The sequence below is a fragment of the Bacillus sp. FSL E2-0195 genome (assembly GCF_038003645.1).
In the GTDB taxonomy this organism is placed as follows: domain Bacteria; phylum Bacillota; class Bacilli; order Bacillales; family Bacillaceae_G; genus Bacillus_A; species Bacillus_A mycoides.
This window is the reverse complement of the sequence record NZ_JBBOPN010000001.1, coordinates 971,134-997,674: the sequence shown is the minus strand read 5'-3', so window position 1 is coordinate 997,674 and position 26,541 is coordinate 971,134. Positions and strand designations below refer to the sequence as shown.

The following is a 26,541-nucleotide window of genomic DNA, read 5'->3' as shown; positions in this document are numbered from 1 at the left end:
ATATCCCTCCCTATTTATAGCTTGCAAAATGGCGACAAATTGCCAGTAAGAAACAAAGAAAATGGTACACATTGACAGCGATAATGTCCTTTTATACAATGAAATTATCACCGCACTAACAATTGTACTTACAAGTGTAAGTATAACAGTGAATTTTCATCTTTCAAGCAATATGTGATGATTTACACTTAAAACGAACAGAATGAAGGGATGTGTTAGCTTTGAGGAAGTCAAGAGAAGACAGTATACACTCTCAAACATACATTATGGAGGCATTGAGCGCACTGTTGCATGAACATAAATTGCAAGATATAACCGTAACAGCTATTTGTAAAAAGGCTGGAGTTGCCAGAGTCACATTCTACAAATACTACCGCAACGTTTACGACGTCGTACAAGCATCTGTGGATGAAATTGTTCAACAATTCTTGAAAGAGGTTGATAGTTTGGATCCGTATGAAAGTATGCAGCTAATTATTGAATATATCATAGAGGGATTTGTCTCTGCACAGAAGCCGTCAGGAAAGTTAATTGATTCAAATATATCTAATATGATGCTTGATTACTTGAATTACACAATGGAAAAGGTCTTTCAAGCGGATATTACACACGATCATGACATGAGCAGAATGCAAATCCTGTTTTTAGCAGGCGGTATCTTCAATATTGTTACCGATTGGATTAAAAGAGGGTCAAGGGAGTCTCCTCAGGCACTTGCTGCAAAAATATACGAGATTCTTCCATATGGGACAACAGATACAAGGAATTTGGCAAATTCCTGATACAACTATTCTACCTTTTATTACATCTTAAAAAATGGGCACCACATAAAAAGCTGTAAGTATTTCATCTAACCATAAACGACCGTTTTTGGTTAAAAGAGCAAAACTTTCTTTCATATAGTCTCGCCACACATCCATCAACTTAAGATCTCATAATACCCTCAGAACGAAAAACGTGTACATTTCGCCCGCTTTTTATTGTTTTGGGGTAACTCGTTCTTTTTAGCTTGATGGGCATGGGGTACCGCCAGCATTTCGGAAAAAAACCAGGCTAAGAGTACGCAAGATTTTATACAGTTTTTCTGCTAATCCAGTAACCTAAAAACCATGCCAGGATAGGAATGTATAAAAAAATGCATAGATCCATAGAACAAAAAAGGGAGATTTACTTATGAGATTAGGGCTCCTCCTTATTCTTGCTACTGATAATGAGACGTTATGTTAACTAGACGTGTATGAGATATACAATCAAACAAAATTTTTCCATTTTTATTCTTATTTTAAAATAGATGCACAATCAAAATTCCACCAACAAATAAGATTGAAAATCCTACGACTATATATAATCCGTTTTTTGGTATTCCTAATATAATTGCAAGATAACTAAAAGAAAAAGCCCATTATGCTAAAACTATGATTTCTAACATCTTCTTTTTCATTAAAAGTTAAGCACCCCAAATCCCCTTAAAAAAGTTGCATTCGGAATATTGTAAAAAAACAAAAAAAAGACCCTACAAGAGGGTCTTTCATCAGCTAATATTAAGCTTTTTGAACATTAGTAGCTTGTAGGCCACGTTGTCCTTTTTCTACTTCAAATGTTACACTTTGTCCTTCGTCTAAAGATTTGAAACCGTCGATTTGGATAGCTGAGAAATGTACGAATACGTCTTCTCCACCTTCACGCTCGATGAATCCAAAACCTTTGTCTGCATTAAACCATTTTACTTTACCTTGTTCCATAATTGTTGCCTCCTAGTGTGGATACCCACACATATGTTACTACCCTTGCTCAAATACCTTAGACGAAAAACAAAATTTATTCTTAATCTCAAACCGAACAAAAATAGGTCTTTCTTAAATTAACATACTTTCTAAAAAATAGCAAATTTCAAAAATAAGTCCTTATGGTAATTAGCTACTAATAGTTGTTACTGGAGAAAAAGTCACTATGATAGTCATCACAGCAAGAAATTTCCAAAGGATCTCAACAATATCATTGGTTTGATTTTTTTCAGACATTCAACAACTGATAAAATTAGCTATTTTCGAGTTAAATTTTACTTCTGATAACGGTAATTATGTAAATGAGCTGTCCATATGGACAGCTTATTGTATTTTTGCTTAGCGTGTTTTTTTTGATGCATGTTGATCGTTTTTATCGTTTTGGAGTAACTCGTCCTTGTTAGCTTGATGGATATGGGGTATTTGCATTTCTTATCTTGATGGCAATGTGAAACTATCCCTAATATAAAAATACTTTGTCTTTACAAATAATACTCAAACATTTTTGCAACCTTTTCTTTCATTTTTTCTTTTATAGATAATTGATTGACGTCAGAGGATGTTACTTGCTTTGAATTTTGTAAGTCTGCATTAATCACTGGTTTTATTCTCGAAATATAGATAGGGTCATGAATATAACAGTTCATTTCTTCATTTAAATGAAACGAGCGTGAATCAAAATTCACGGTCCCAACCATCAATACTTTTTCATCAATCAAAAATACTTTACCGTGTAACACCCCATTTTTATAACCATATACTTCCATCCCCTGTTTTAATGCTTTTCGGATATATGGATATGCTGCTTCTTTAACTAATAGTGCATCCGAATGAGGTGAGAATAGAATTTTGACACGGACTCCCCTCTTTCTTGCATCTACTAATGCGTTCCAAATAGTTCTGTCTTTTGGTATAAAATAAGGTGTTAATATAATGATGGATTCTTTTGCTTGTTGAAACAGCATTGCATAATCTTGCCCAAGTTTTTCTCCACTATAATATGCAGTAAATCGTTGCGAGGTTGCTCCCTTTTCCTTTACCGCATTGTGTATCGGAATCGGTTTCTCTGAGTTTTTATTCCAGTCTAATACAAATTGGTGTTCTAAATCTTGAACTCCTTCTCCTCGTATTTGAAGATGATAATCTCTCCAATAACCAAGTTTTTCTTTTTCCCCCAAATACTTCTTTCCGATGTTGAATCCGCCAATGTAACCAACCTTTCCATCAATAACTGAAATACGACGATGATTCCGATGATCCAAAGAAGAAAAAAGATAAGGGAAAACAGGTTTATTGTAATATGTAAAATGAACTCCTTTTTTAACTAATAATTCTCTTTCCTTTTTCTTTAGTAAAATTCCACCTAACCTGTCCACTGCATAGTATACTTCTACACCTTCCTGACTTTTTTTCCGCAATAGCTCTAGAAACTGATGACTTACTTTATCATCAGCAATAGAAAAAAAGTTAATATGCACGTAATGCTTTGCTTTCTCTATATCTGAGAATAATTGATTGTTTAACTGTTTCCCATCTGTATACATAGTAATATCACTTTGACGCATAGGGTATTGACTAGAATTCTGGCTAAATACCCCATTTTTTTCGGCTATTGTTCTGTCAATTTCCCCCCAAACAAACAGAACTAAACATCCACCGATAAATAAAAAGAGGAATGCTCGGAAAATTCTTCCTATCTTTTTCAGCATATTTAATCTCCTTTATATATTATCGTTTTATTTCTGTTAGTTTTTGTTATTGGGACAAAACTATTCCATGCATCTATTAGCTAAAAAATTCTCCTTTGAATGATTAACTATAAAATTTCTCATTCGTATATCCCTAAAATTGGAAATCGTACTTTGATAACAAAATAGGCATTCTATATTTTGAAGTACATTTACAAGGAGGAATACTACATGACAGTAAGTACTAAACTTAAACAAACTATCGCTGGATTAAAGAGTGCTCAAGCATGCCTAGAAGGATTTGTTCTTGATACTGATAACAAGCAAGCAAAACAATTATATAAAGGTGCAGCACAACAAACTCAAGAAATTATTGAATCTTTAAATCCTCGTCTTCAACAAATTGAACATGAAGAGCCTCAGTACAAGTAATAACATAATACCTTTCACATAGAATATCGTCCCCATGGAAGAGTGCCCAGCTTAAATAACGATTATCATAATGCTGATTACGATTAAAGGGTATCGCCATATGCCCATCAACTTAAGAAGCGGAATACACAATCTGCGTATGCTTTTATGAAACGACTCGTTCAAACTTTTGGAGAACCAACGGTTCTGACAACAGATAAGGCCCTTTCTTTACTTTGTTCACTCAAAAAATTAAAGGTGAATGACTTTTATAAAAGTACTACTCATTCTACAATCAAACATTTCAATAATTTCAATAATTACATAGAACAAGATCATCGCTATGTAAAGCGCCGGTTTGCTAAATCCTCAGGATTCTAACACTTCGCATAAATCTGTCCTTATAGGTCAAAATATGTAAGGTATTGTGCTGGAATGCACTTGCCTATTCTAAATAAGGAGTGAGATGCGTGGCTGATAAAAACGAACGTAACCGTGTTGATAATGATACTGGCGAAGCGGTAGGAACTGGTGTCGGTGCTGTCGCTGGAGCTGCTTTGGGTTCTGTTCTTGGTCCACTTGGTACCGTTGCAGGAGCTGTTGCAGGAGGAGCGATGGGTAACAAAGTCGGCGAAGGTGCCGATGAGGCTAATGACAGTGTTGCGAACCGAGAAGATTAGACTTTAACCAAAGTGACACTGAATGAATTGGATTCCCAAAAAGGGAGTCCTTTTTTTTATTAAGTTAATTCAGCTTTTTTAGGTAAATTCCCAGTAAGATTGTGAATCAATTCACTTAAAGTAACGTGTGCGTTAGTTCAACAAGCTATAAGCAGCAATCATAATCATTTTCTTGGTCTTCCGCAATCGGGCGCTATTGCTGAATAAACCTTAGATTATCAATCGACTTTATTGTTATATTTTTGAGTACAGTGAAGTATCTTATATCGGAAATTAAACAACTATATTTTAACCCCGTCCTAAATTTAGAACGGGGTTATGCTTGTTTTAGCTTTTTAAATTTAATAGCACCACCTAAATGGAAGTTTTACCTCGAAACGAAGAGGTAACTCCAATTCTAAAAGAAGGGCCTGAAGTGTTTTGGAGTTTGTAGAGTTGATAGATGCTTTAAAATATATTTCACCAAGTCGTGATAAACCTTTTAAAGCTTATAAGCATATTACTGAAAATTGGGATGATAACTGGGATAGTGTAAATTCACAGTGGAAAAATATAATTGGAGGATTATCAATTTCTAGTGTCCAAGGTGAAGCATTCAAGGAAGTTACTAGTACCATAGAAGGTTTCTTTAAGGAACAGGAATGACTTAATAGTCATTCCTGTTTGTTTTTTTGCGGTATCAAGTTAAGAAGCACATTCTTCCCCAAAAATCATAAAAATGAACTTCGGTGCTATAAAAAAATTCCATTTAGGGGGTACTTTAATATCCTAAAACAAAAAATGAGCTAACTCCTCCTAAATAGCTATATAGAGATAAAGTTGTTATTACAACATATTTTCCACTTTCAACTTAGTTATCATTAGAATGTTTTTCTATAAAATCAAGGATTCTGGCATTAACTTCGTTAGAGAACTCACCATTGATTGCGTGAGATGCATTTTTCCAGTTAACTATATCTATATCTTTAACGTATTTTTTCCCAGTTTCAACTGCTTTTACAGAATTGTGCATTGTACTTTTTTCAGCCATTAATGCAAGCACTGGAACATTGATATTTTTCAAGTCTTCTTTACTAAATAGATCAGGTGCTGGTGTTTTAAGTTTATAGTTACGCATACCCGACTCGATTAACTTAGCGATAGGCTCATCGTCATTTGTTTCTGCTCCTCCAGATACATAGCTTAACATCTTTTGTCTTATAAACTTAGGTACAATAGGGACGGCAGCTGGAATAGATGCAAGAATCATCTTTATGGGCATTTGCGCAAATACAAAGACTGGGTCCAATAAACTAGCCGTAGCAATATGCTCTGAATTATATCTGGCCAAATTCATTGTTGTCCAACCTCCAATGGAGACACCCACGATATGCACTTTTTCTAAACTTAATTCTTCAATTACTTCATTTAACCATTCTGCTTGTTGTTTTTGGTTTTCAATCACCTTCGTTTGCACACTCATTCCAGGTTCACCGAGTAAATCTATCGTGTAAACAGGCCTTTTCTCCCTTAGCCCTTCTAAATTGGGTACCCACATTGGAGTAGATGCACCACGTCCAGGGAGTAAGAGTATTGGCTCCTTATGTTTGTTTTCCTCTTTAGTAAAGTAATAAGCACGAATTGTGCCATATTTAGTTTTTATATCTTTCGTATCGTTAGGTTTTGGAAGAAGTGCCATTGATTCATCGTAGGCAATTTGAAAGTCTTCCTTTCCTTTTTCAGATGTAAAGTGACCAATCCTATTTTCATCTCTCTTCACTTGAATTCCTCCTTTCTACAAATATATTAATGAACTTTATCAATATATTCATGACAATAATCCGTTGAAAATTTATCTTCTTTAAGCCAAAATTCTCATTTAGAAAAAAGAAAAGACACCCTAAGGTGCCTTTCTCCGACTTGAACCATCTTAATTTTAATAATATATATTGGACTCCCATCCAAATATTATTTTACCATGTTAAGTTGTTTTGTTCATTGAGAAATATGGTTCAAATCTATATTTTGTTTTAACTACCTTTTTAAAGAATCTTCTAGGAATCCTTCTAATTCCTTTTTGATTTCTTCAGGTTTCATCTGGTCAACTGGTTTATAATTACCATTAGCATCATAGTTAGCCGAATCCTTTTTAGGATCATATGTAGATGGTGCCTCTTGTCCTGCAGATGAAGAAGGAACTGAGTTGGAATTCGTAGTAGTATTAACAGGTTCTTCTTTTTTCTTTATTTGATTCATATCAGAATTATAATCTGATTTAGTGTATTTTTTATTATCATTAATTACTAATTCTTTATAAAAAACATCCATTGTGTATTTGTCATTGCCATCAGAAATATGGAGATTGTCATAAATGCAACGGTTGTCATTCCCACATTTAATTAGGCTTGAAGATCCATCTAGCTTATTAACAGCATCTTGCATCACTTCATATTTTTCCATTGTTTCTAAATCAGAGAATCGTTCATCTACATTTATATTAATGTTTACTGAAGTTCTATCTTCCTTTTTACCACCTTCTTTGTAACTAGCCTCTTCAATATACGGAAACAACTTGCTATCTTTTAATTTTTCCGTAGCATCTTCTTCTACAACTTTCATGTCTGCTGAACAACCAGTGAATATAAGACACGTAGTAGCTATCAATAAACTCATAAATACTTTCTTCATATACATCACCCCTGATTTTATTTATGTCTGAGGACAAAATAAAAGCACTCTTTCGAGTGCCTAATTACGACTAACTCCCAATTTCGATTCAACTTCAGTTAAACTAGCTACAGCATTGATTAGTTTTTGATCAGAAAGTTGGATTGATTTTTGAGCCTCATCCATTCTTTCTTTCATTGGAGCTACCCCTTTTATTCCTTGAGTCACAGCTCTTCCAGCATTACTTCTATAGTTCGTTGCTAGTCCAAAATCAACTCTGAATTTCTCAATCTTCTCTTTTAATACAGGATCGTTTAGCTTCGCACCGCTTTTAAACGCAGTATTTTTATTGGATAGTTCATCGTATCGATTTGTAACTGACTCCATTTTCTCTTTTAAAGTGTTCTTGTCAATAGATGCAGGATCTTTGCTTGCTTCGCCCCAAATAGGTCTCCAGTCCTGATTCCAAATTTCATCATATTCTTTTATCATGGCATCAATAGTAGGCTTGATTTCGTTTTCGTATGTAGCCTTATCAGCGTTTACAGCTGGCTTAGGTTCTTCCTTTTTCTTAGCTTCATCTTGTTGCTTCTTCTGTTCTTCTTTTATTGGAGCATCCTTTTTGCTTTCTTGTTTTGGATTAGTAGATGCTTTTTCTTTCGAATCATTACTACCATCAATAACTGCAGCAACAAAAATGATGACTACTATTGCTATTACCCCTAAACACCCAAACTTAAAAATTTTACCCATTATGTAGTTCCTCCAGTGGTTAAATGTAAGATTTACTGCACAAGCATAACAGAAACAGTTACAACTATTTTGTCATATTCTGTCGAAGAGCAATAAAAAAGACACCCTAAGGTGCCTTCCTCCGACTTGAACCATCTTAATTTTAATAATATGTATTGAGGTAGCGTCAGGAAAATGCGGATTTACAACGTTAAGGAAATTTCAATATTAAAAAGCCTAATTTCTCAATTAAATATGAAGAAATTAGGCTTTTTTCATTTAGTGATGAAACCCATTATCACATTTCGTATCATGTGGCATAGGCCCGTCCAGGGAATCCAGAAAGGCAACGGTCTGTTTGAGGTTCCTCAAAAATAAATGCGCGAGATCCATGGAAAATCCATTTCGAACCACAACGCGCATAATCGTCACCGCTTCCATATCTGGAGGCAATGGATAGGCGGGTACTTGCCAGCCGAACACACGCAATTGTCGAGATAAATCATAAAGATTCCAGTTTAATGTGTAACCATCTTTCAATCGCCAAGCGAAAACCGGAATATCCGAACCATCGGACAAAAGTTCGAACGGTTCCATCTTCTGAATCGCCTTGCTAAGAAAAAGAGCGACTTTCTGAGAAGCCCTTTGGACATCATAGTACCCACTTTTCCCCAAACGCAGGTAATTGTAATATTGCAGGAGCACTTGTGCGCCAGGACGAGAGAAATTCAGGGCAAAAGTCGGCATGTTCCCGCCCAAATAGGAGACGCGGAAGATTAGATCCTCAGGGAGATCTTCAGCTTCCCGCCAAATTATCCAACCCAACCCAGGGTAGACTAATCCATATTTATGTCCGGATACATTGATGGACTTCACCCTCTGTAATTGAAAATCCCAGACTAAATCTGGTTGAAGAAACGGTGCTATAAATCCCCCCGAAGCCGCATCCACATGCATGGGAATGTCGAGGCCTGTCCTCTCCTGTAAATCGTCCAACGCTTTCGCAATGGCGGCAACCGGCTCGTAAACCCCGGTATAAGTCTCACCGAGAATCGGTACCACACCAATCGTATTTTCATCCACGGCAGCGAGGACCCCCTGAGGATCCAATCGGGGATGCTCTGGGCTAACCTTCACATAGCGTGGTTCAACCTCCCAATAGTTCGCGAATTTTTCCCACACAACTTGAACAGCAGAACTAAACACAATATTGGGCCGATCCACCGGCTTCCCTTCGCTTTTGCGTGCATTTTGCCAGCGTCTCTTTAACGCAAGCCCCCCGAGCATACATGCTTCCGACGATCCAGTTGTTGAAACGCCCATAGTCGTAAGGGGAGTGGGCGAATGCCAGAGGTTTGCTAAAATGCGGACACACCGCTCCTCAATTTCGGCTGTCTGTGGATATTCATCCTTGTCAATCATGTTCTTGTCGAATGATTTGGCATATAAGTGCTCTGCGGCAGGCTCCATCCATGTGCTAACGAATGTTGCAAGATTCAAGCGGGCATTGCCATCAAGAGCAATTTCATCATGGACGATTTGATACGCTGTTTCTGGTAACATGCCTTCATCAGGCATGTGAAAGCGCGGAACGACTGATTCTCCTTCGCGGGCAAACAGAGGATTTACAGAAAATTCGTGAGGCAGCTCCATTTGCACGTGACGCGGTAGATATTGTAGATTATCTGGCATGATCTCTTTTCCTTCGTATGCATCGTTTTGAACTTCTGCTTTTCGATCCTGTGGCATACAAGTCCCCCTTAATTAATTGTTTAACAAACATATTATTTACAAAAAAGCATTTGTTACACCAAGGGGACAATTCTAATAAAAGGTGCTGCCACCATTCGAATTAAAGGAGAAGCCATGAATGGACTTGCAAGAGCTATTTTCTTCGGAAAACAAGGTGAGCTTAGGGAACAAACCATACAGCATCAATTGCAAAGGGCCAGTGCCTTAAACATAATTATCAATGCCATCAGTATCTGGAATACTTTACATCTAACAAAAGCAGTTAAATATCAAAAACGGATAGGTAGTTTTAATGAAGACTGATTGCATCATATGTCACCTTTAGGTTGGGAACATATCAATTTACTAGGAGAATACCATTTTAATTCAGAGAAAGTGGTCTCATTAGATTCTCTAAGACCATTGAAACTTTCTTAGCGTTGTAAATCCGCATTTTCTTGACTCTACCCCATGCCCATCAAGCTAACCAAGTACACCATTTACAAATTCAAAAGAATCCCCCTCAAAGCATCAGCTTTAAGGGGGTCCTCCTAGTATTTTCTCTCTTCATACAATCGATTTGCTTTATATGAGAAAAAGAAAAACATACCAATCGCAGCTGGGATAAACAACCATGAAATGCCCCTCATTAATGCAAATGGCGTTTCAAATAAGAATGATCCTAAAAATGCTGCGCCGTGCATATCCCATAATCCTGGTGTATAGTATAGGCCTTTCGGATTTAACATCACTCCTAAATCAATTGTATTATTAAACATAAATAGCATTAATAGAGGAAAATAACATATTGCTAATTCTAAAAATGTCTTAGATAAACGTTTATACTTCCCTGCTCGTGACATTTGATCTGAAAAAATGTCATCTTCACTTTCCTCATCTATCTTTTTAAAATATTGCGTGCCTGCCCACCATTTACCGGCTATATGCTTCCAGCCGCTATCTTCAAATAACGTACAATAATTAATAAAATCACTTCGTCTATAAAATATTCTATAATCTATTTTAATTGTCGCATCCTCTGGTTCTGCGATTTTAAATTTATAACCAAATGTATTACTTTTTAGTTGATAGCCTTTCCAAGCCATCTCTTCTAACCATTTTTCCTCTTTCTCAAAGTCTAAAAAGAATTTCAATCTCCACATCTTCGCTTCCTCCTAACTATACATTTAATAAGCTTTTTGTAACCCCAATAATGTGCTGCATCCTCATAAAGTCTAAATGTAATACTTCTTTCCCCCGCTCAGTAATGACATACACTTTTCTTCGTTTATCTTCACTTTTTACCGATTCTATTAATTGTTGCTTTAATAAATTTTCAACCGCACCATACAATGTACCCGCTGCGATTTTCACTTGATGATTACTAAGTTCCTCAACCTTTTGCATAATTAAATATCCGTGTGCTGGCTCTAATAAAGCTAAAAGAACGTAATACGTTGTTTCCGTTAATGGTAAATTTTTATCTCTATTCATAAAGACCTCCAGTGTAACGATTAATATATAGCTAAACTATATAGTTGAACTGTATAGTTGAACTGTATAGTTGAACTGTATAGCTTTATTTTATACAGTCTAACTGTACATGTCAAATTTAGGTACAAAAAAACAACCTAGATCTCATAGGATCTAGGTTGCTTTTTTACATAAACGTAATCGTCACTAAAGAATATCCTTCTTTCGCATTATACGGCTCAGCTTTATAAGAAACACGGTTCGCTCCTTGCGGATAACCGATTTCTCCAATTACTTTTTTCACATCTTGCAATGCGCCATCCATTGATTGTTTATAAAGAATTTCAATCTTTGCTGACTTTGTGCTATAACGTTGCTGCATTTTATTTTTGAATTCATTATAGTTATTTGCGATATATTCATTTCCTAAATAATTTAACTTTGTATCTTTTAATATTTGCTGATATGCAGGTGTTTTCGTACCACCTGTCGCAATTTTATTTGTTAATGTACTATAATAGTTTGTTGTAGCTTGCGGATAGTCCCCGCGGTTCCACTCATGATTTCTTGCGATTTGCTCATCTGATAAGTTGAAATAAGAATACGTTACGCGGCCTTGTTCATCTGGCACTGGATCATCAAATGTTGTATCAAGATGGTACCATTTGTTATCGATTTTCACTAAATTCCAAGCATGAGGCTGACCGTCTCCAGTTCCTACTACAAAATGATTCTCAATTCCAGCTTCTTTTAATAATTGATAGGTTAATAGTGTGTAACCTTGGCAAACGGCAGAACGATTCGCGAGTGCCTCATATGCTGTATACGCTTTATAAGACGTATCGTAAGAAACATGTTTTACAACATAATCATGAACCGCCTTCACTTTTTCATGATCATCCATTCCCGTTTGAATAATAGAAGAAACGATCGCTTTCGCTTGTTTCATCACATACTCTGTTTGTTCTTTCGTTTCGCGATATGTAATATTTAGCGTAAATGTATAATTTCCAGGTGATCCAGATAGTGAGTATGAAATATTCGATCTATTATAATTTGTATACTCATTTTTATTTGCGACTTCTTCATATGCGTTAAAAAGTGTATTCATCACTTCTTTTGTATTACTGTTTTTCGTTTTATATGGAAGTGTAATATTCGTTTCATACGTATTAATACGCGTTTGTACTTCATTTTTGAATGCTGCTAATAATGCCGCATCTCCCGTATCTTGCACCGCAACCTCAGGCTTTTTATATTTCAATGCATTATATAAAAACTGTGCATACTGTTCACGCGTTACCGTTTTAGCTGGTTCAAATTTCCCGTCTCCTGTACCAGATGCAATCCCGTTTGACTGCACCGCACTAATCGCGTTTTCTGCCCAAAACCCATTTGGAACATCATTAAATGTATGTTTTTGTTTAGCTGAAACTTGGAACGCATTTTTAATAATTTGCGCCATTTCTGCACGGCTAACAGAATCTTTCGGTCTAAAACCGCCATTTCCATCACCTTTAAAAATTCCCAATTTCGTTAACGTTAAAACCTCTTCCGGAAACATTGTAGAACCTGAGCGAATATCACGATACGGATTATTTAAAGTAGACCCATCTTTTAATACATAACGAGCACCATCATTACTAAACGTACCACCTTGCTTATTCGGTACTAACACACGATAAATTAAAGCTGCAACTTGCTCCCTCGTCGCAACATCACCAAAACCAAACTTTCCATTTCCATAGCCTGAAATAATATTTTTGCTCGCTAAGTCTTTAATCGCAGGATAGGACCAGTGCGATGTAGGTACATCCGAAAAAGTACCCGTTTCAGCAGCTTTCACATCACTGCCATTTGTATATAATAAAGCACCACCAATAAGTGATAAGGATGTAATTGATTTTAATAGTTTTATGTACATAATGTATTCTCCCAATACGTCTTCTATTTTTGTTATTTTTTGTCGAAAAATCTAAAAGAATATGACAAAACACATTATACAATTAAAACTTTTCGGAGGATATATTAAATTTCAAAATATGCAAAAACTCATATTGTTATAGAGATTCATACTGATATTATGCTGTTTTACTTACGAATATATAAATAATATCGTTTTTCGAGCTTTATTTCGCTAAAATGTAGCCTATAAAAACAATGCTACCCCCATTAAAATCGCAATATAATCCTGAGAACATACCTTTTAACATAATTCATTGTATGATTGCCAATTTCATGTCCTTTATTTAAAACAGTTTTTACTAATTGTAATTATTGGAATCCACTTCATACCTCCATGCAATATTCTTTGGAATTTTTGGATACATTAAATGTGCATAGCATTGGAGTTTGCATATATTTCACTTTTGTATTTTTGGACCACGTATTAGGAGGGTATTTATGATGAAAAGCTGTACAGCATTCCTTATTATTGATGTACAGGTAGGTTCATTTGAAGAGAAAAAAGTCCTATATAATAGAACGGAATTATTAAGAGTTATTCAATTATTGATTTCTAAAGCCCGTTCTGCTTCAGCCCCTATTTTTTATATGAAGTTTAACGGGAAGTCTGGTTCCTTGCTTAGCCAAGGGACACCTGGATGGGAAATTCATAAATCAATTGCTCCAGCAACAGGAGATGTCGTTCTTGAAAAGAATCATCCGGATTCTTTTCATAAAACGAGTCTTCAACAAGAGCTGGAAATGAGAAATATAAAACGAGTTGTTATAGCAGGAATTCAATCTGAAATTTGCATAGATGCAACATGCCGGCGTGCATACAGCTTAGGGTATGACGTTACTCTTGTAAAGAATGGACATAGTACATATAATTCTACAATATTATCGGCGTCTCAAATTATTAAGCATCATAACGAGATAATAGGTCAATGGTTTGCCTGCGTAAAAAATTCCGAAAGTATAGAGTTTTGATTCCATTTCTATATTTGATAGTCTATATATTTTTTACTATAGCCACTTTCAAAGAATTGCTTTCCAGTGAACTGCTTCCTAAACTAAGCTGCCTCGTTTCCACAATAAGAAGAGAGCTGTCCATAAGTCAGTTTCACCAACTTATGGACAGCTCTCATAGTTTCACCTTATTCTATCGATGAATCCAAACTGCACCTGCAGACTTGTCTTCAGCTTGACCTACTACTTCAAACTTCAATCCTAGTTTCGGCAACTTACGTCCTGCATCTGGAATTGCACTGTTGATGTACTGCTTAGAGTCATCAAATTTTGCAACGCCTGGTAATCCTTTATAGTCAAAGATACCGCGAGTTGGCGAATCTACTCTCCATGCTGGCGTTTGATCAAATGAGAATGCCGCATCGGCAATTTGATAACGCGTACTGCTCTTCACAGTCGGTTGTCCGTTTAATGTACCTACGATTGCCTCTGGATGAGAATCTACTACTCCTAAGAATCCTTCACCTGGATGAACACCTACCCAGTTATCTGTAAAGCTTTGATCCGCATACCATACAACCATTCCTGTATTAAAGACTGGACCACGCGCATGTTGTAACGCCGTGTCAGAACCAGCGTAATTTCTCCACTCTACATAGTAGTTATTTTTTTTCTGTTCCAATCCGTTAGACACAGTAAATCCTTTTAATGTCATTGCTGGCTGGCCTTCTGCATCATCCGAGAAAACAACTTTGCCATCTACAGTTAATGCAGCATTATCTAACGCAAATCCTTTATAAGCTACTGCAATATCTGTTAAATACTCAAATTGCAGTTTTACTTTTTTTCCTTTGAATTGGCTTAAATCATATGATTTATCAACCCACTTACCATCAGTTGTATCCGCGCCGCCTTTTACATCTTTTTCGCCCATTCTATCAATACGTGTCTTCGTTCCGTCTTCTGCAATCGCATATACGTCAAGGAAATCATACTTCGCTTCAAGTTCGTAGAATGCCTTATAATCAAACTTAGCATCCTTTGCATTTGTTAAGTCAAATACTGGTGTCTCAAGTGTTGTATGAATGTCATTTCCTTTTGTGCTGTAATAAAACTTCTTCCCAAATGCCGATTCGATATTTTTAATATCCTTGTCCGGCAAGTTAACACGAACGATTCCTGGTCGTTTTGATTTTGTAACACTTTGATCTAAATATGTTGCAACACCGACTCCTGTGCGAAGTTTATCATAATCTACCTCAACGATATTTGCCCAGTTGCCCTTCATATTCTTTTGGAAAAACTCTTTATTTTGTGGTGAGAAGCTTGTTGGCTCTGTTCCTGCAATTTTTCCAGCCCAGCTGCCGCCGCTCATAATAGACCATGACTCAACAGGTTCACCTTGTCCCGAGTACTTCGTATCGTACTCATCTGGTAATCCTAAATCATGACCATACTCATGCGCAAACACACCAACCGCTCCATCTTCAGGCTCGATTGTATAATCGTATGCAGCCATCTTTCCGCCCCAATTTGAAACAGAAGATTTTGTGCCATCAATCGCATATGGTTTTGATCCAAGTTTTGAACGATGAGACCAAATCGCATCATCTTTCAATTTACCGCCGCCAGCTTCTTGACCAACGCCAGCATGTACAACCATTAAATGATCAATAATGCCATCTGGCTCGTTTTTATTTCCATCACCATTTTGATCGTATTGATCAAATTGGTCATAATCAGCTAAGTTAATTCCTTTTGCTACCGCTGCTTTTAATGCTTCTTTCACAAGATCACGTGGCCCTAAAGGACCTTTGTTATCATGACCAGTACCCGCATCCGCACCATAATCTGAAGCTTTTCCTGGAACAGTAAGCCATTCCGTTACAGTTCCATCCACTGTGTAGCTCCCGCCAGATTGTTCTTCATAATATTGTTTAAATGTGTTAATCTTCGATCCATCAAATAACGTAAATGGTTCATTACCAAATAACATTTTTTGATAATGTTCACGATTGAAGTCCTTAGAATACATGTATCCTGGCTCTTGATCAATATTGTTATGCTTAAAATCGCTAAATTCTACAAGTAAAACAAGTACTTTATCTTTTCGAACAGCACCGTTGTACTCTTCTTGCTTCGCTGGTGCAGTAGGTACTTTTCCATTTAATTTACTAGAATTCAATCCTGCACCTTGTCCAGCTACTGGCCCTACTGTTGGCTGCTGCGCCTGTTCATTTTCCTTCATTTTTGCATCTTTTACTTTTTTCATAAAATCAGAAGCTTCTTGCGTAAGACTATCTCCTGTCAAGATTTCTTTACCAGGGTTTTCCCCTTTCTTTTTCTCAACATATTTCTCGACAGCCTTTGACGTCTCAGCTTGTGATGCAGATTGATCAATTACGCCCCGTTGTTTTAGCGCTTCTGCCAAACGCTCCTCCGGTATTAAATGCTCATCTATTGGTAGAGATGATGGCGAATCAGCATACGCCGCATGACTTCCAAAAGCAAAACTACTACTTAGTACTGCCGCTGTTGCTAAAACTGATAATGGTTTTAACTTCTTATTCTTTTTCAATGCATTTCCTCCCCAGTGTCTGCGAATTATCGTTTTTTTTGCCGATAGCAACATAATATTCTCTTTATAGAGAATATTCAATGTTTTTCAACAATTAAATGTTGAGAAATATTTTTTTGTGCAGGGTGGGATACGTAGGATAAAAAATACAACATAAAAACTGATACTTTTCTTGCTGGTGCAAAAACTCTAAAAACCTTGTAAGTACGCTCTTAAACTTGGACATACTGATACTATTAATTTAGCAAAGGTTTGCAACAGAACCTTATTTTTTAATCAATATTATTTAACTGACTCTACTTGTTTTTCTAATTCTATTCCAAGGAATTTAGCAAGCTCAAGCATACCAAATTGATTAGCTACAGACTCTGCGTCAGAATTATAGTTTGTGTTTGTATTAATATCATACGTATAAATTGTTCCATCCGAACTGCGAATAAATTCAATACCAGCGACAGTAATTTCGTTTTCTTTCAAAAATTCTTTGTATTGTTCAATAATTGGCTCTTGGAAGTCCGATATAATTTCAAATTTTGTTGACGACTCTTTCTTACTCTCTTCTCCTACTGGGCAAAAAGCATCGTGAATAGAGCACGCATCTGCTGGACAAAGCTCAAATCCTTCTGATGTATCTACTGTAACTGCATATACAAACTGACCGCCTACAAACTCACAACGTGTAATATATGGTTCTGGCGCTTCAATATACTGCTGGATTAAAGTAATTCCATCAATGGGCTCTTCAAATGTCGGACCATCCAAATATTGCTCTAAAGCATCAATGGAATGAAACAGTTGAACACCAAGACCTTTACCTGCACGGTTATGTTTTGTAATGAATGGCACTTCCCCTAACTCCTTTGCTGCTTTTACTATATTATCACGGCCAACAGCACCAATTGTTTTCGGCACTTGTATCCCAAAATTTCTTAATGCTGCATATTGATTCAATTTACTTACTTCAAGGCGTAATGCACGAGACCCATTAAATACTGTTCGTCCGTATCCCTCTAACCAAGCAAGAACTCCTTCAGTCAACTCAGGTGCATATCGATGCCCTCTCGTATGTGAAGAAGCACTCATACGGCTATAAAAAACACCTTGGGGAGGTTCTTTTTCTAACGAAAGTGTTCCTTCATTTAAAAACCATTCCTCATAAGGTAACTCCAGTTCTTCCAATCTTTTCACCAAATGATCCGTCCATTCCTTATTCTCATGTAATATGTAAATTTTACTCATTTGTAATCAATTCCTTTCTTTTTGCTTCAACTAATGGCATCACTTTTTCAGAAAATCGTTTCATCTCTTCAAGCTGTGGAGAAAATTGTAAAAGTAATAACGTAATACCCACTTTTTCAAAAGCAAGTATCCTTTCTGCAATTTGTTCTGGTGTTCCGATTAAATTAGGACGTAATCCACGATTAGATACGGAATAATCATTGAGCTTCACTTGCTGTTCCAAATGCGATTTACTAATAAAATCTTGGTAACCCGCATAACCTAGAGCATCGTCTTTCACATCCGTTATACGTCTCCATTCTTCTAACGCCTCTTCTTCTGTATCACGACAAATGACGTAAGCCGCGAGCCCGAATGACTGCAATGGCTCCTCTGTAACTTTCTTTCTACGATTCTTCATATCTTCTATTTTCACAAATACTTCTTCCACTGTTCCCCCATGCATTACATATGCATCCGCGTGATTTACAATGACCTCTTTTCCTCGCTCACTCTCACCACCTGCATAGATCTTAATCCCTTGTTTCTGCACAGGTTTTGGACTTAAATGTGTATTATGAAGCTCATAAAAATTCCCTTTATAAGAAAACTCTTCTTCTTTCCAAAGCTCTTTCAAAACTGTTACAAATTCCTCTGTGCGATCATACCGTTCATCATGTGCGGTAAATACCCCGCCGTACTGTCTCGCTTCTTCTTCCCACCATGCTGAAACTACATTCAATGTAAAACGGCCATTACTTAATTGATCAATATTCGCTGCCATTTTCGCTGTAACTGCTGGATTGTGAAAACCAGGTCTTACAGCTGTCATAATCTCTAATCGATCTGTTACCGCAGCAAGTGCTGCCGCAGTTGTCCACGCCTCTAAACTTGGTGCTGAAACACCTTTTATATCATTTAAATTTAATTCTGCTATAAGTGTTGTTGAAAAACCTAATTGTTCTGCCGCTTGCGCTGTTTGTTTTGCATACTCAAACGTAGGCGGCATAGATTCATCATCTACATTTCGAAGCCATCCCCCAAAAATCGGCAACCAAAAACCATACTCCACTACCTATTCCCCCTTTAACTTTTAACCATAAAAAAAGCTACTCTTATCGAAATAAGAGTAGCCTTCTTGACTAAATGAACCGCTCTTATCTTTCAGGTGTTTTTCACCTGCAGGATTTGGCACCTTTCGTCTAAAACGAGGTTGCCGAAGTTTCATAGGGCCCGTCCCTCCACTTCTCAACATAAGAATTGTTTGATTTCCATTTATTATAATCATCAGAATAATAAAAATCAATCGTTTAATACTTATTTTTCCGATAAACATTAAATGATATATGAAACATCATATTGTTATAGAGATTTATAGGGTATTATGTTGTTTTACTTGCGGATATATAAAGGGCTATGTTATATCATGTCGAAAACATCATTTATAACCAAGTTGCTTTACTTCTATCTTAAAAACACAGAAAAATAAATATCAATCAAATGAGGTGTTAGTAACATGAAAAATAAACGATGCGAGAATTGTGGTTCTACTACATTTAAAGAAGGAAGGATTGGATCTGCTTATCATGCATATGTTTGTGAGGATGAATCTAGTAGATTCTTTTCAGGAGGGAAACGTTCCAAACTATTAACCACATTTTGTTTAGAGTGCGGTGAGGTGCAATCATTTAGAGTTGAAAAACCGGAGATATTTAAAGAATAAAATAATACTAATTACATATTTACAGTAGGAATGATAACAACGGACGATTTCGCTACAACTAGAGTAAATACACCAATCATATTAATAAAAAACAAGAATAAGGTGTCTAAAGGACCCCCTATTTTGAGCCAATAATGAGACATTATGTTAATCTTAATAGAATCTCTTTATAATATGTATAGTTGCACAAAATTGAGAAACTTAAGGAGACAGATCAATTTTATGAGAAAATCATTCATATTACTTACTTTAATTCTAGTATTAGTCAGTGTTACGGCTGCTTGCACACAAGATAAAAAAGATAGTGCCGTTGAAAATGGTCCAATAGAAGAACCAACCGCAAAAAATGAAAATGAAGAATTAATAAATTTTGAAGAAAAAGAAGATATGAGCCGCTTGGAACAAGGTATTTTATTAGTTGGTGAGAGTGTTAAGGGAGGCTATTACTTGACCGCCGTTCAAAATGCATATTTAAATGCTAGTAACGATTCCGTCGTTGTTAATGTCTCTGTAAAAAATGTACGAGGTCAAACGATTGGACTATCAGAATTAAAATATAACTTAAAAGATGAAAAAGACGGAAAGGCCTATGAAGGAAAGGTGCTTGATCAAAACCCTTCTGATATACAAGTTAAACCAAATGAAACGGTAGAATTAAAAATAGCTTTTGAAGTACCAAGTACCGCAGATGAATATATGTTTTATATTGAAAGCTCTTTAGATCCTCTAGGAGCACACTGGAAAATCGATAAGCTGCAATCACAAAAAAACTAAATCTAAAATACAATATAAAAGTCCCTCTACCTAAGGCAGAGGGACTTTCTAATTACTATCTCAAACTACCCGCAATCTCCGTAAAGATAACTCCAAGTGCATGTGCACCTGCATCTGGATAGCCTAAACTTCTTTCACCAACTGTACCGGCGCGGCCCATACGAGCTACGATTTCTTTCGTATACTCTGCTCCTTTAACCGCTGCTTCTGCTCCTTTTTCAAAGGCAGTTTTCACGTCTACTTCGTTTGAAGCGCTGTCTAACCAAGAGTCTACACATGGAGCAAGTGCATCAACAAGCGTTTTATCACCAACTACCGCTCCTCTACCGAACGATCTTTCACCGATAGATTGTATGCCTTGAAGTGCCGCTTGCAACATTTCAGCGAACTCTCCAGCTGTTAGCTCACGTTTTTTGCCTGCTGCTTTACTAGCTGCGCGGAACGCTCCGCCCCAAATTGGACCAGAAGCACCGCCGCAATGTTCCATAATAATCATCGAACAACCGTCAAGGAACGAGCCAATCGTTACATTCTCTTGTCCTACAATAGAATGCCACTCACGTTTTAATTGCTTAAATCCTTTTGCGACACTCATTCCGAAGTCTCCGTCACCTGCATGTGTATCTAACTCACAGAACGGTACTTCGTTTTTAATAATAATGTCGCTCATTTTATCAACGAGATAAATCATGTTGTTTAATGTAATGACATTATCTTTAATAACAGCGTGCTCTTCCGCTGTTTCTATTTCGAAGAAAACTTCCTTCTCTTCTACATCTTCAAGCACATTCACGTACTCTACACTTTCAACTGGTCCATCTACTTTAAACGCTGGTGTATTACACTCTTTCGATAACAACGTTTTTAACTCGTCATCTAACTTCATTACTGTTAAAGACATACCTGCCATATCAATACTCGTCATATAATTACCGACGAATACTCTATTAATCTTAATATTTCTAGCAGCTAATTCTCTCGTAACTGCGTTATTAAATAGGTAAAGTTCTTGCAGTGGTGTTCCGCCAAAACCATTTACTAGCAGTGCGATTTCCTCACCATCTTTTACTCCTAAATCTTTTATTAAATCATTTGTCATACGGTTAGCTAATTCATCTGCTGACAGCGTTTTTTCACGTTTAATACCTGGTTCACCGTGAATACCTACGCCGTATTCCATTTCATCTTCCGCAAGTGTAAAAGTAGGTGATCCGCTTGCTGGAACTGTACAAGAAGTTAATGCTAAACCGATTGTGCGCACGTTAGCCACTGCTTTTTCCGCTACAGCTTTCACCGCTCCTAAATCCATTCCTGCTTCCGCTGCTGCGCCGGCAATTTTATGCACTAAAATAACTCCCGCAACACCGCGGCGTCCTACTGTATACAGGCTATCTTCTACCGCAATATCATCGTCTACTTTTACGTAGTCGACTTCAATTCCATCTTCAGTCGCTAAATGTGCACCGTTTTTGAAATTCATAATATCGCCGCTATAATTTTTAATAATTAATAACGTACCTTTTTTACTAGCTGTCTCTTTAATCGCCTGATATACCTGAATTTGTGAAGGAGAAGCAAACACATCTCCGCACACTGCCGCATCTAACATTCCTTTTCCGACTAGACCTGCATGCGCTGGCTCATGACCACTACCGCCGCCGCTAATTAACGTTACTTTATTTTCATTCATTTCTTTCTTCTTAATAACTTTATACTTTTTCAAAAGCTCAAGCTCTGGATGAGCCATAACCATTCCGTTACACATTTCCATTACTAATGTTTCTGGTTTGTTTATAATCTTTTTCATTGTAGTTCTCCCTCAATTCCTTTAATATATTGTGATATATTTGAAATCTTCTTCTTACTACTCATGTTAAAATGAAAGCGTTTTATAGTAAACGGACAAAATGGACAATCTGTCTAAAGACACCGCTCTCATTTGTCCCGCATTAACGGGCAGTAAGACCCCCACCTCAAAATGCAATGAAAGCAAAGAAGTTAGGTGGGAGATCAACTGCCCGTAAATGCCCGATTGGTTCAACTAATAATCAGTGGGGGATGAACCTCCCCACTGATTAAAGTTTCACTGTATAGATAAGATTTTCATATTACTAACATTCTAGGGATGATTCAGATGACCTCTTCTATAATTTCTAAAAAGATAATCGCGAACTCATTGAAACATTTAATGGAAACAGAATCGTTTCATAAAATATCAGTGAGCGATATTATGTTACACTGTCAAATGCGTAGACAAACTTTTTATTATCATTTTAAAGATAAATTCGAACTATTAAGCTGGATTTATAAAGAAGAAACGAAAGAAAATATTATAGACTTTCTTGATTATGAAACATGGGAAAACATTTTCGATTTATTATTTGATTACTTTTATGAAAATCAAAAATTTTACCGAAATGCCTTTAAAGTCATTGAGCAAAATTCGTTTAATCACTATTTATTTGAGCATACGAAAAACTTATATATGAAGATTATTGATGAACTATCCATGAGCTGTAGATTCAGCCTTTCGAATGAGACAAAAAATACGATTGCCTCTTTTTATAGTCACGGCTTCGTTGGGACGATAAAAGATTGGATTGAAAGCAAATGTGAAGTAGATCCATCCATTATGTCTTCTCTCATGAAAAATATGATAAACAATCAATTACTACTATTACTCGAGCAATCAGCAAAGTAATTAAAGGGTGGCAAAAGCAATGAAAAAGATTATGAATGATGTAGAAAATATTGTTCAAGATATGCTGCATGGCTTTTATTTTGAACATAACGACAAAGTAAATTACGACGAAACACATAACATCATTTATGTAAAAGATATCGCAGAAATGAAACAAAATGTCGCCATTATAAGCGGCGGTGGTAGCGGACACGAACCAGCCGATATTGGCTATGTAGGAAAAGGTATGCTTACAGCGGCAGTAAACGGCAGTATCTTCACTCCCCCTACAGTGGAACAAATTGTGGCGGCAACTCGCTTAATGCCACAAGATAAAAGTATTTTATTCATTATTAAAAACTTTAAAGATGACGTAGAAAACTTTTTAGCTGCAGAACAAATCGCCAAAGAAGAAGGAAGACAAATTGACCACATCATCGTAAATGACGACGTTTCAATTGAAGATGATGCTTCTTTTAATAAAAGAAGACGCGGCGTAGCTGGCACCGTTTTCGTTCAAAAAATAGTAGGTGCGGCCGCTGAGAGCGGTCATTCTTTAGAAGAACTAACAGCACTTGGCCAATCTGTCATCCAAAACTTACACACATTAGGAGTCGCCCTTTCACCTGCAAACGATCCAGTACAAGGAAAAGCTTCATTCACATTAAACGACGATGAAGTCTTTTACGGCGTTGGTATTCATGGCGAAAAAGGTTACCGCAAAGAAGCACTATCCTCTTCTGAAATATTAGCAATTGAACTTATGAACAAACTAAAAAGCATTTATCGCTGGAGAAAAGGTGACAACTTTGCCATCCTCATTAACGGACTCGGTGCGACACCATTAATGGAACAATACATTTTCGCAAACGATATTCGCCGTTTATGTGAGCTGGAAGGCTTACATGTGAAGTTCGTAAAGGTTGGTACCCTTCTCACTTCTTTAAATATGAAAGGTGTTTCGCTCAGTTTGCTTAAAATAGAAGATTCGGATTGGGTGAAGTGGTTGAAGGCGGATGTTAGAGCGAGTGGTTGGTAACAATAAACTAAACATTATGATGATTGAACGTTTAGTAATCAAAAGTACTGACTTATATGAAGAATGTATAAACCTTAGGTATCTGTAAATAAATCGAAGCATACATACTATTTGCAAGTTATCCGCCAGTTTCGAAATGCGGTTATCCAGTCGGAGAAAGGCACCTTAATGTGTCTTTTTTTTATTTTCAAAAGGACCTGCTCAATTATTGCGTAAAAAACATAAAGTAAATTGAATCCGTTAAAATACATGAGTGACCCCTTGTTTTCCCCTCTTATTAAAGGAGGAACTATTATGGGATTTGGTGGTAGTTGTGGCGGCTGTGGATTTTCTGGCGGCTTTGCTTTATTAGTAGTATTGTTTATTTTATTAATCATAGTTGGAGCTTCTTGCTTCTGCTAAACAAACTATCGGAAAAGACACTCTTATATGGGTGTCTTTTCTTTGTAAACTAAAAAGAATGAGAATGAAAGCCTTTGGTCATAATTACGACTAAAGGCTTTTTCTATATAAAAAATGAAACATAGTAAAAATAAAGTACTTACTTAAATTGTTTTTCACTTTACAAACTATATCCAAAAAGTTGGATAGTTCCTTTTACTACTCATATTATTAATAAATAAAGCAATAACTACAATAACAACGGAACCAACTAAAACCGGCGTTACTAAATAACTCCAACTATTTGCTCCTAAAATAACGACAATTGGATCAGCCCCTGCCGGAGGATGCGTTGTTCTTGTTAACATCATAATAGCAATCGACACCCCGACTGCTAAAGCAATTGTCCAATATTCATTCCCAAACAAATGATATATTGATAGACCAATGAAAGTTGAAATCAAATGTCCTCCAATAATATTACGCGGCTGAGATAGCGGTGCATTCCAAACTCCAAACGCTAATACACAACTCGCTCCAAATGGAGCCATTAGTAATTCTGTAGAAGTTATACTCGTTAAATATGTTAAGGTGAGAATTGTTAAAAATCCCCCCAGTAGTCCCGTTAAAGAATCCTTTATATTTACTTGTAATGGACTTCTCCCTTTCCCTTTCATTTTTGCAAAATATCGTACACTTATTGGTTGAGCCTCTTTCTGCTTAGCTGCTGTTATATTATCCATCGTTTTCCTCCTTTATCGCGCTATTCGCAGGGATGGACATCCCACTGACTAAAGTCTCACTTTATTTACCAATAATTATAACCCGAATTAACTAACCTGTAAATATTCATTTTAGAGGTTAGTTAAAAGATACAAAAAAAAGAATCAACTGCTATAAGCTGATTCCTAAACCTCTTCAGATTTTCGAACCTGAAATTTTGCTGCTTTTTTCCGGTTCCCACATATTTTCATAGAACACCATTTTCGTTTTCCACTTTTATCTATAAATAATAAAACACAGTCGGGGTTTGAACACCTTTTAAGAGAAATAAGCTTATTTTCTGCTATTAACGTTAAAGCATCAAATGCAATTAACGATACAAGTACATCCTCAATTTCTCCAACTGGGATAGGTACTAGACGCTGTTCAATGACTTTATATGTAAATGGTGCCTTCTCAATTTGTTTTTCTAAATACGCAATAAAATCATTAGAAATTTCGTGCAGATCAGCAATTGCCTCAAACTGTTTTCTCAGTACTTCTCTTACCTCTAATATGCTAGATGTAACTTGATTCACTCGCTCTTGAATTCCTATAAGTGTTTTTTCATTCCAAAAAGGAAGATTAGCCTTTATTACATGTAGCCATTCTAATACATCTTCATCTGTTATTAATAAATCATAACGTTGTCCACGCCTAACTAACTCTGTATTCACTAAATCTAATGAGAGATTTCCAGATATAAGCGGGAATTGTTTTGTTTCCTGCATGTACTCATCACCTACTCTTTAACCAATCATATTCTAAAGCAATATGACGGTGCAACTTTTTATAAATTCACATCCAGAAAAAAGCCCTATTACTAGAACATCTCATCCACATTTAAAGGAATCTACATACGCCTTCTCCCCTTAAAATCACCAAAACCCATTTACAAATCTATAAAAGTAGATATAATATCCTTATGGAACCTTTATTAATTTATAAAGCATTGTCAAATGAAACAAGATGTCAAATTTTATCATGGTTGAAAAATCCAGAAAACCATTTCGATGAAAAACCTTATCTAGAGCAAGGCCTTAACTTTCAAGTTGGAGTATGTGTAGGAGATATCCAGCTTAAAACTGGCTTAGCCCAATCGGTTATTTCTAGTTATTTATTAACTATGAAAAAAGCAGGACTACTAGACTCTGACCGAATTGGAAAATGGACATACTATCGCCGAAATGAAAAAACAATACGAGAGTTTTCTGAATACGTTCAAAACGAATTATAAAATGAAAGCTAATAATCAATCTGCATACTAATTGATTATTAGCTTTCACACATTCTGCTTTTTTACAGGCATCAATTATTTTTTTATAAAA

The 26,541-nt window shown here is 36.3% G+C and carries 26 protein-coding genes, 2 pseudogenes and 1 riboswitch; of the genes and pseudogenes, 13 read left to right on the top strand and 15 right to left on the bottom strand.

What is annotated here, in order from left to right; genetic code table 11:
- Window positions 1-266 precede the first annotated feature (266 nt).
- Window positions 267-782 carry a TetR/AcrR family transcriptional regulator gene (locus tag MHH59_RS05100; protein WP_048516921.1) on the top strand — a complete coding sequence of 172 codons (516 nt, stop codon included), beginning with the start codon at window positions 267-269 and terminating at the stop codon, window positions 780-782.
- A gap of 759 nt (window positions 783-1,541) precedes the next feature.
- Here the strand turns inward: MHH59_RS05100 and MHH59_RS05095 are convergent.
- A complete protein-coding gene (locus MHH59_RS05095; RefSeq protein WP_000434816.1) occupies window positions 1,542-1,742 on the bottom strand; it encodes a cold-shock protein in 201 nt (66 codons plus the stop codon).
- A 524-nt stretch (window positions 1,743-2,266) separates the two neighbouring features.
- Window positions 2,267-3,493 carry a phospholipase D-like domain-containing protein gene (locus tag MHH59_RS05090; RefSeq protein ID WP_016126658.1) on the bottom strand — a complete coding sequence of 409 codons (1,227 nt, stop codon included), beginning with the start codon at window positions 3,491-3,493 and terminating at the stop codon, window positions 2,267-2,269.
- A 210-nt stretch (window positions 3,494-3,703) separates the two neighbouring features.
- Here MHH59_RS05090 and MHH59_RS05085 point away from each other — a divergent pair, with 210 nt between their 5' ends.
- From MHH59_RS05085 to MHH59_RS05070, 4 genes and pseudogenes are all read left to right on the top strand, one after another.
- Complete coding sequence (locus MHH59_RS05085; RefSeq protein ID WP_000218933.1) at window positions 3,704-3,904, top strand: DUF1657 domain-containing protein; 201 nt, start codon at window positions 3,704-3,706, stop codon at window positions 3,902-3,904.
- A gap of 114 nt (window positions 3,905-4,018) precedes the next feature.
- Window positions 4,019-4,261 (top strand): annotated as a pseudogene (locus tag MHH59_RS05080) (DDE-type integrase/transposase/recombinase); the annotation flags it as partial.
- A gap of 92 nt (window positions 4,262-4,353) precedes the next feature.
- The gene (locus MHH59_RS05075; protein WP_000764047.1) at window positions 4,354-4,563 is read left to right on the top strand and encodes a glycine zipper domain-containing protein; all 210 of its coding nucleotides are present in this window, start codon (window positions 4,354-4,356) and stop codon (window positions 4,561-4,563) included.
- 435 nt (window positions 4,564-4,998) lie between these two features.
- Window positions 4,999-5,208: a hypothetical protein gene (locus tag MHH59_RS05070; protein WP_159147430.1), complete on the top strand. Its 210-nt coding sequence runs from the start codon at window positions 4,999-5,001 to the stop codon at window positions 5,206-5,208.
- 205 nt (window positions 5,209-5,413) lie between these two features.
- On the opposite strand, the gene MHH59_RS05065 is transcribed toward MHH59_RS05070, so the two are convergent.
- The 4 genes from MHH59_RS05065 to MHH59_RS05050 all read right to left on the bottom strand — a co-directional run bounded on the left by MHH59_RS05065 (window position 5,414) and on the right by MHH59_RS05050 (window position 9,690).
- On the bottom strand, window positions 5,414-6,322 hold the full coding sequence (locus tag MHH59_RS05065) for an alpha/beta fold hydrolase (protein WP_340850906.1): 909 nt from the start codon (window positions 6,320-6,322) through the stop codon (window positions 5,414-5,416).
- Between the two features lie 254 nt (window positions 6,323-6,576).
- A complete protein-coding gene (locus MHH59_RS05060) occupies window positions 6,577-7,236 on the bottom strand; it encodes a hypothetical protein (RefSeq protein ID WP_340850905.1) in 660 nt (219 codons plus the stop codon).
- Between the two features lie 54 nt (window positions 7,237-7,290).
- Window positions 7,291-7,962: a hypothetical protein gene (locus MHH59_RS05055; RefSeq protein ID WP_003187718.1), complete on the bottom strand. Its 672-nt coding sequence runs from the start codon at window positions 7,960-7,962 to the stop codon at window positions 7,291-7,293.
- 258 nt (window positions 7,963-8,220) lie between these two features.
- Window positions 8,221-9,690: a glutamate decarboxylase gene (locus MHH59_RS05050; RefSeq protein ID WP_340850904.1), complete on the bottom strand. Its 1,470-nt coding sequence runs from the start codon at window positions 9,688-9,690 to the stop codon at window positions 8,221-8,223.
- Window positions 9,691-9,795: 105 nt separating this feature from the next.
- Between MHH59_RS05050 and MHH59_RS05045 the strand changes: the two are divergent.
- Window positions 9,796-10,110 (top strand): annotated as a pseudogene (locus MHH59_RS05045) (Tn3 family transposase); the annotation flags it as partial.
- 113 nt (window positions 10,111-10,223) lie between these two features.
- Here MHH59_RS05045 and MHH59_RS05040 read toward each other — a convergent pair.
- From MHH59_RS05040 to MHH59_RS05030, 3 genes are all read right to left on the bottom strand, one after another.
- Entirely contained in the window at window positions 10,224-10,835 is a 612-nt protein-coding gene (locus MHH59_RS05040) for a DUF2812 domain-containing protein (protein ID WP_002186530.1), read from the bottom strand.
- Between the two features lie 16 nt (window positions 10,836-10,851).
- Window positions 10,852-11,166: a PadR family transcriptional regulator gene (locus MHH59_RS05035; protein WP_001078071.1), complete on the bottom strand. Its 315-nt coding sequence runs from the start codon at window positions 11,164-11,166 to the stop codon at window positions 10,852-10,854.
- Window positions 11,167-11,332: 166 nt separating this feature from the next.
- Window positions 11,333-13,069: an S-layer homology domain-containing protein gene (locus MHH59_RS05030; RefSeq protein ID WP_340850903.1), complete on the bottom strand. Its 1,737-nt coding sequence runs from the start codon at window positions 13,067-13,069 to the stop codon at window positions 11,333-11,335.
- Window positions 13,070-13,548: 479 nt separating this feature from the next.
- Between MHH59_RS05030 and MHH59_RS05025 the strand changes: the two genes are divergently transcribed.
- Window positions 13,549-14,079, top strand: coding sequence for a cysteine hydrolase family protein (locus MHH59_RS05025; protein ID WP_033730911.1), 531 nt, complete (start codon window positions 13,549-13,551; stop codon window positions 14,077-14,079).
- 172 nt (window positions 14,080-14,251) lie between these two features.
- On the opposite strand, the gene MHH59_RS05020 is transcribed toward MHH59_RS05025, so the two are convergent.
- The 3 genes from MHH59_RS05020 to MHH59_RS05010 form a co-directional block, all read right to left on the bottom strand.
- Window positions 14,252-16,636, bottom strand: coding sequence for an immune inhibitor A domain-containing protein (locus MHH59_RS05020; protein WP_340850902.1), 2,385 nt, complete (start codon window positions 16,634-16,636; stop codon window positions 14,252-14,254).
- A 282-nt stretch (window positions 16,637-16,918) separates the two neighbouring features.
- Window positions 16,919-17,875, bottom strand: a complete 957-nt coding sequence (locus MHH59_RS05015; protein WP_088004991.1) for an ATP-grasp domain-containing protein — start codon at window positions 17,873-17,875, stop codon at window positions 16,919-16,921.
- Window positions 17,868-18,926, bottom strand: a complete 1,059-nt coding sequence (locus MHH59_RS05010) for an LLM class flavin-dependent oxidoreductase (protein ID WP_215566445.1) — start codon at window positions 18,924-18,926, stop codon at window positions 17,868-17,870. The genes MHH59_RS05015 and MHH59_RS05010 overlap by 8 nt, the downstream gene beginning before the upstream one ends.
- Before the next feature lie 82 nt (window positions 18,927-19,008).
- A riboswitch (SAM riboswitch) is annotated at window positions 19,009-19,114 on the bottom strand.
- Window positions 19,115-19,370: 256 nt separating this feature from the next.
- Here MHH59_RS05010 and MHH59_RS05005 point away from each other — a divergent pair.
- Together MHH59_RS05005 and MHH59_RS05000 are read left to right on the top strand one after the other, a co-directional pair.
- Complete coding sequence (locus tag MHH59_RS05005) at window positions 19,371-19,577, top strand: hypothetical protein (protein WP_002186538.1); 207 nt, start codon at window positions 19,371-19,373, stop codon at window positions 19,575-19,577.
- Window positions 19,578-19,799: 222 nt separating this feature from the next.
- On the top strand, window positions 19,800-20,351 hold the full coding sequence (locus tag MHH59_RS05000; protein WP_002169003.1) for a DUF4352 domain-containing protein: 552 nt from the start codon (window positions 19,800-19,802) through the stop codon (window positions 20,349-20,351).
- 55 nt (window positions 20,352-20,406) lie between these two features.
- Here MHH59_RS05000 and dhaK read toward each other — a convergent pair whose 3' ends face one another.
- The gene (dhaK, locus tag MHH59_RS04995) at window positions 20,407-22,158 is read right to left on the bottom strand and encodes a dihydroxyacetone kinase subunit DhaK (RefSeq protein WP_340850899.1); all 1,752 of its coding nucleotides are present in this window, start codon (window positions 22,156-22,158) and stop codon (window positions 20,407-20,409) included.
- Window positions 22,159-22,485: 327 nt separating this feature from the next.
- Here dhaK and dhaS point away from each other — a divergent pair, with 327 nt between their 5' ends.
- The 3 genes from dhaS (at window position 22,486) to MHH59_RS04980 (ending at window position 24,472) form a co-directional block, all read left to right on the top strand.
- Window positions 22,486-23,052: a dihydroxyacetone kinase transcriptional activator DhaS gene (gene dhaS / locus MHH59_RS04990; RefSeq protein ID WP_002140640.1), complete on the top strand. Its 567-nt coding sequence runs from the start codon at window positions 22,486-22,488 to the stop codon at window positions 23,050-23,052.
- A gap of 19 nt (window positions 23,053-23,071) precedes the next feature.
- Window positions 23,072-24,070 carry a DhaKLM operon coactivator DhaQ gene (gene dhaQ, locus MHH59_RS04985; RefSeq protein WP_340850898.1) on the top strand — a complete coding sequence of 333 codons (999 nt, stop codon included), beginning with the start codon at window positions 23,072-23,074 and terminating at the stop codon, window positions 24,068-24,070.
- Between the two features lie 294 nt (window positions 24,071-24,364).
- Window positions 24,365-24,472, top strand: coding sequence for a YjcZ family sporulation protein (locus MHH59_RS04980; protein WP_000505673.1), 108 nt, complete (start codon window positions 24,365-24,367; stop codon window positions 24,470-24,472).
- 167 nt (window positions 24,473-24,639) lie between these two features.
- On the opposite strand, the gene MHH59_RS04975 is transcribed toward MHH59_RS04980, so the two are convergent.
- Together MHH59_RS04975 and MHH59_RS04970 are read right to left on the bottom strand one after the other, a co-directional pair.
- Complete coding sequence (locus tag MHH59_RS04975; protein ID WP_002125693.1) at window positions 24,640-25,194, bottom strand: HPP family protein; 555 nt, start codon at window positions 25,192-25,194, stop codon at window positions 24,640-24,642.
- 165 nt (window positions 25,195-25,359) lie between these two features.
- Entirely contained in the window at window positions 25,360-25,944 is a 585-nt protein-coding gene (locus tag MHH59_RS04970; RefSeq protein ID WP_002125692.1) for a CGNR zinc finger domain-containing protein, read from the bottom strand.
- A gap of 194 nt (window positions 25,945-26,138) precedes the next feature.
- Between MHH59_RS04970 and MHH59_RS04965 the strand changes: the two genes are divergently transcribed.
- A complete protein-coding gene (locus tag MHH59_RS04965; RefSeq protein WP_002011018.1) occupies window positions 26,139-26,450 on the top strand; it encodes an ArsR/SmtB family transcription factor in 312 nt (103 codons plus the stop codon).
- Window positions 26,451-26,541: the final 91 nt, after the last annotated feature.

Coding starts and splice junctions, on each gene's coding strand:
- MHH59_RS05100 (WP_048516921.1), top strand. CDS start 267: ATGGAGGCATTGAGCGCACTGTTGCATGAACATAAATTGCAAGATATA.
- MHH59_RS05095 (WP_000434816.1), bottom strand. CDS start 1,742: ATGGAACAAGGTAAAGTAAAATGGTTTAATGCAGACAAAGGTTTTGGA.
- MHH59_RS05090 (WP_016126658.1), bottom strand. CDS start 3,493: ATGCTGAAAAAGATAGGAAGAATTTTCCGAGCATTCCTCTTTTTATTT.
- MHH59_RS05085 (WP_000218933.1), top strand. CDS start 3,704: ATGACAGTAAGTACTAAACTTAAACAAACTATCGCTGGATTAAAGAGT.
- MHH59_RS05060 (WP_340850905.1), bottom strand. CDS start 7,236: ATGTATATGAAGAAAGTATTTATGAGTTTATTGATAGCTACTACGTGT.
- MHH59_RS05055 (WP_003187718.1), bottom strand. CDS start 7,962: ATGGGTAAAATTTTTAAGTTTGGGTGTTTAGGGGTAATAGCAATAGTA.
- MHH59_RS05050 (WP_340850904.1), bottom strand. CDS start 9,690: ATGCCACAGGATCGAAAAGCAGAAGTTCAAAACGATGCATACGAAGGA.
- MHH59_RS05040 (WP_002186530.1), bottom strand. CDS start 10,835: ATGTGGAGATTGAAATTCTTTTTAGACTTTGAGAAAGAGGAAAAATGG.
- MHH59_RS05035 (WP_001078071.1), bottom strand. CDS start 11,166: ATGAATAGAGATAAAAATTTACCATTAACGGAAACAACGTATTACGTT.
- MHH59_RS05030 (WP_340850903.1), bottom strand. CDS start 13,069: ATGTACATAAAACTATTAAAATCAATTACATCCTTATCACTTATTGGT.
- MHH59_RS05025 (WP_033730911.1), top strand. CDS start 13,549: ATGATGAAAAGCTGTACAGCATTCCTTATTATTGATGTACAGGTAGGT.
- MHH59_RS05015 (WP_088004991.1), bottom strand. CDS start 17,875: ATGAGTAAAATTTACATATTACATGAGAATAAGGAATGGACGGATCAT.
- MHH59_RS05005 (WP_002186538.1), top strand. CDS start 19,371: ATGAAAAATAAACGATGCGAGAATTGTGGTTCTACTACATTTAAAGAA.
- MHH59_RS05000 (WP_002169003.1), top strand. CDS start 19,800: ATGAGAAAATCATTCATATTACTTACTTTAATTCTAGTATTAGTCAGT.
- dhaK (WP_340850899.1), bottom strand. CDS start 22,158: ATGAAAAAGATTATAAACAAACCAGAAACATTAGTAATGGAAATGTGT.
- dhaS (WP_002140640.1), top strand. CDS start 22,486: ATGACCTCTTCTATAATTTCTAAAAAGATAATCGCGAACTCATTGAAA.
- dhaQ (WP_340850898.1), top strand. CDS start 23,072: ATGAAAAAGATTATGAATGATGTAGAAAATATTGTTCAAGATATGCTG.
- MHH59_RS04980 (WP_000505673.1), top strand. CDS start 24,365: ATGGGATTTGGTGGTAGTTGTGGCGGCTGTGGATTTTCTGGCGGCTTT.
- MHH59_RS04975 (WP_002125693.1), bottom strand. CDS start 25,194: ATGGATAATATAACAGCAGCTAAGCAGAAAGAGGCTCAACCAATAAGT.
- MHH59_RS04970 (WP_002125692.1), bottom strand. CDS start 25,944: ATGCAGGAAACAAAACAATTCCCGCTTATATCTGGAAATCTCTCATTA.
- MHH59_RS04965 (WP_002011018.1), top strand. CDS start 26,139: ATGGAACCTTTATTAATTTATAAAGCATTGTCAAATGAAACAAGATGT.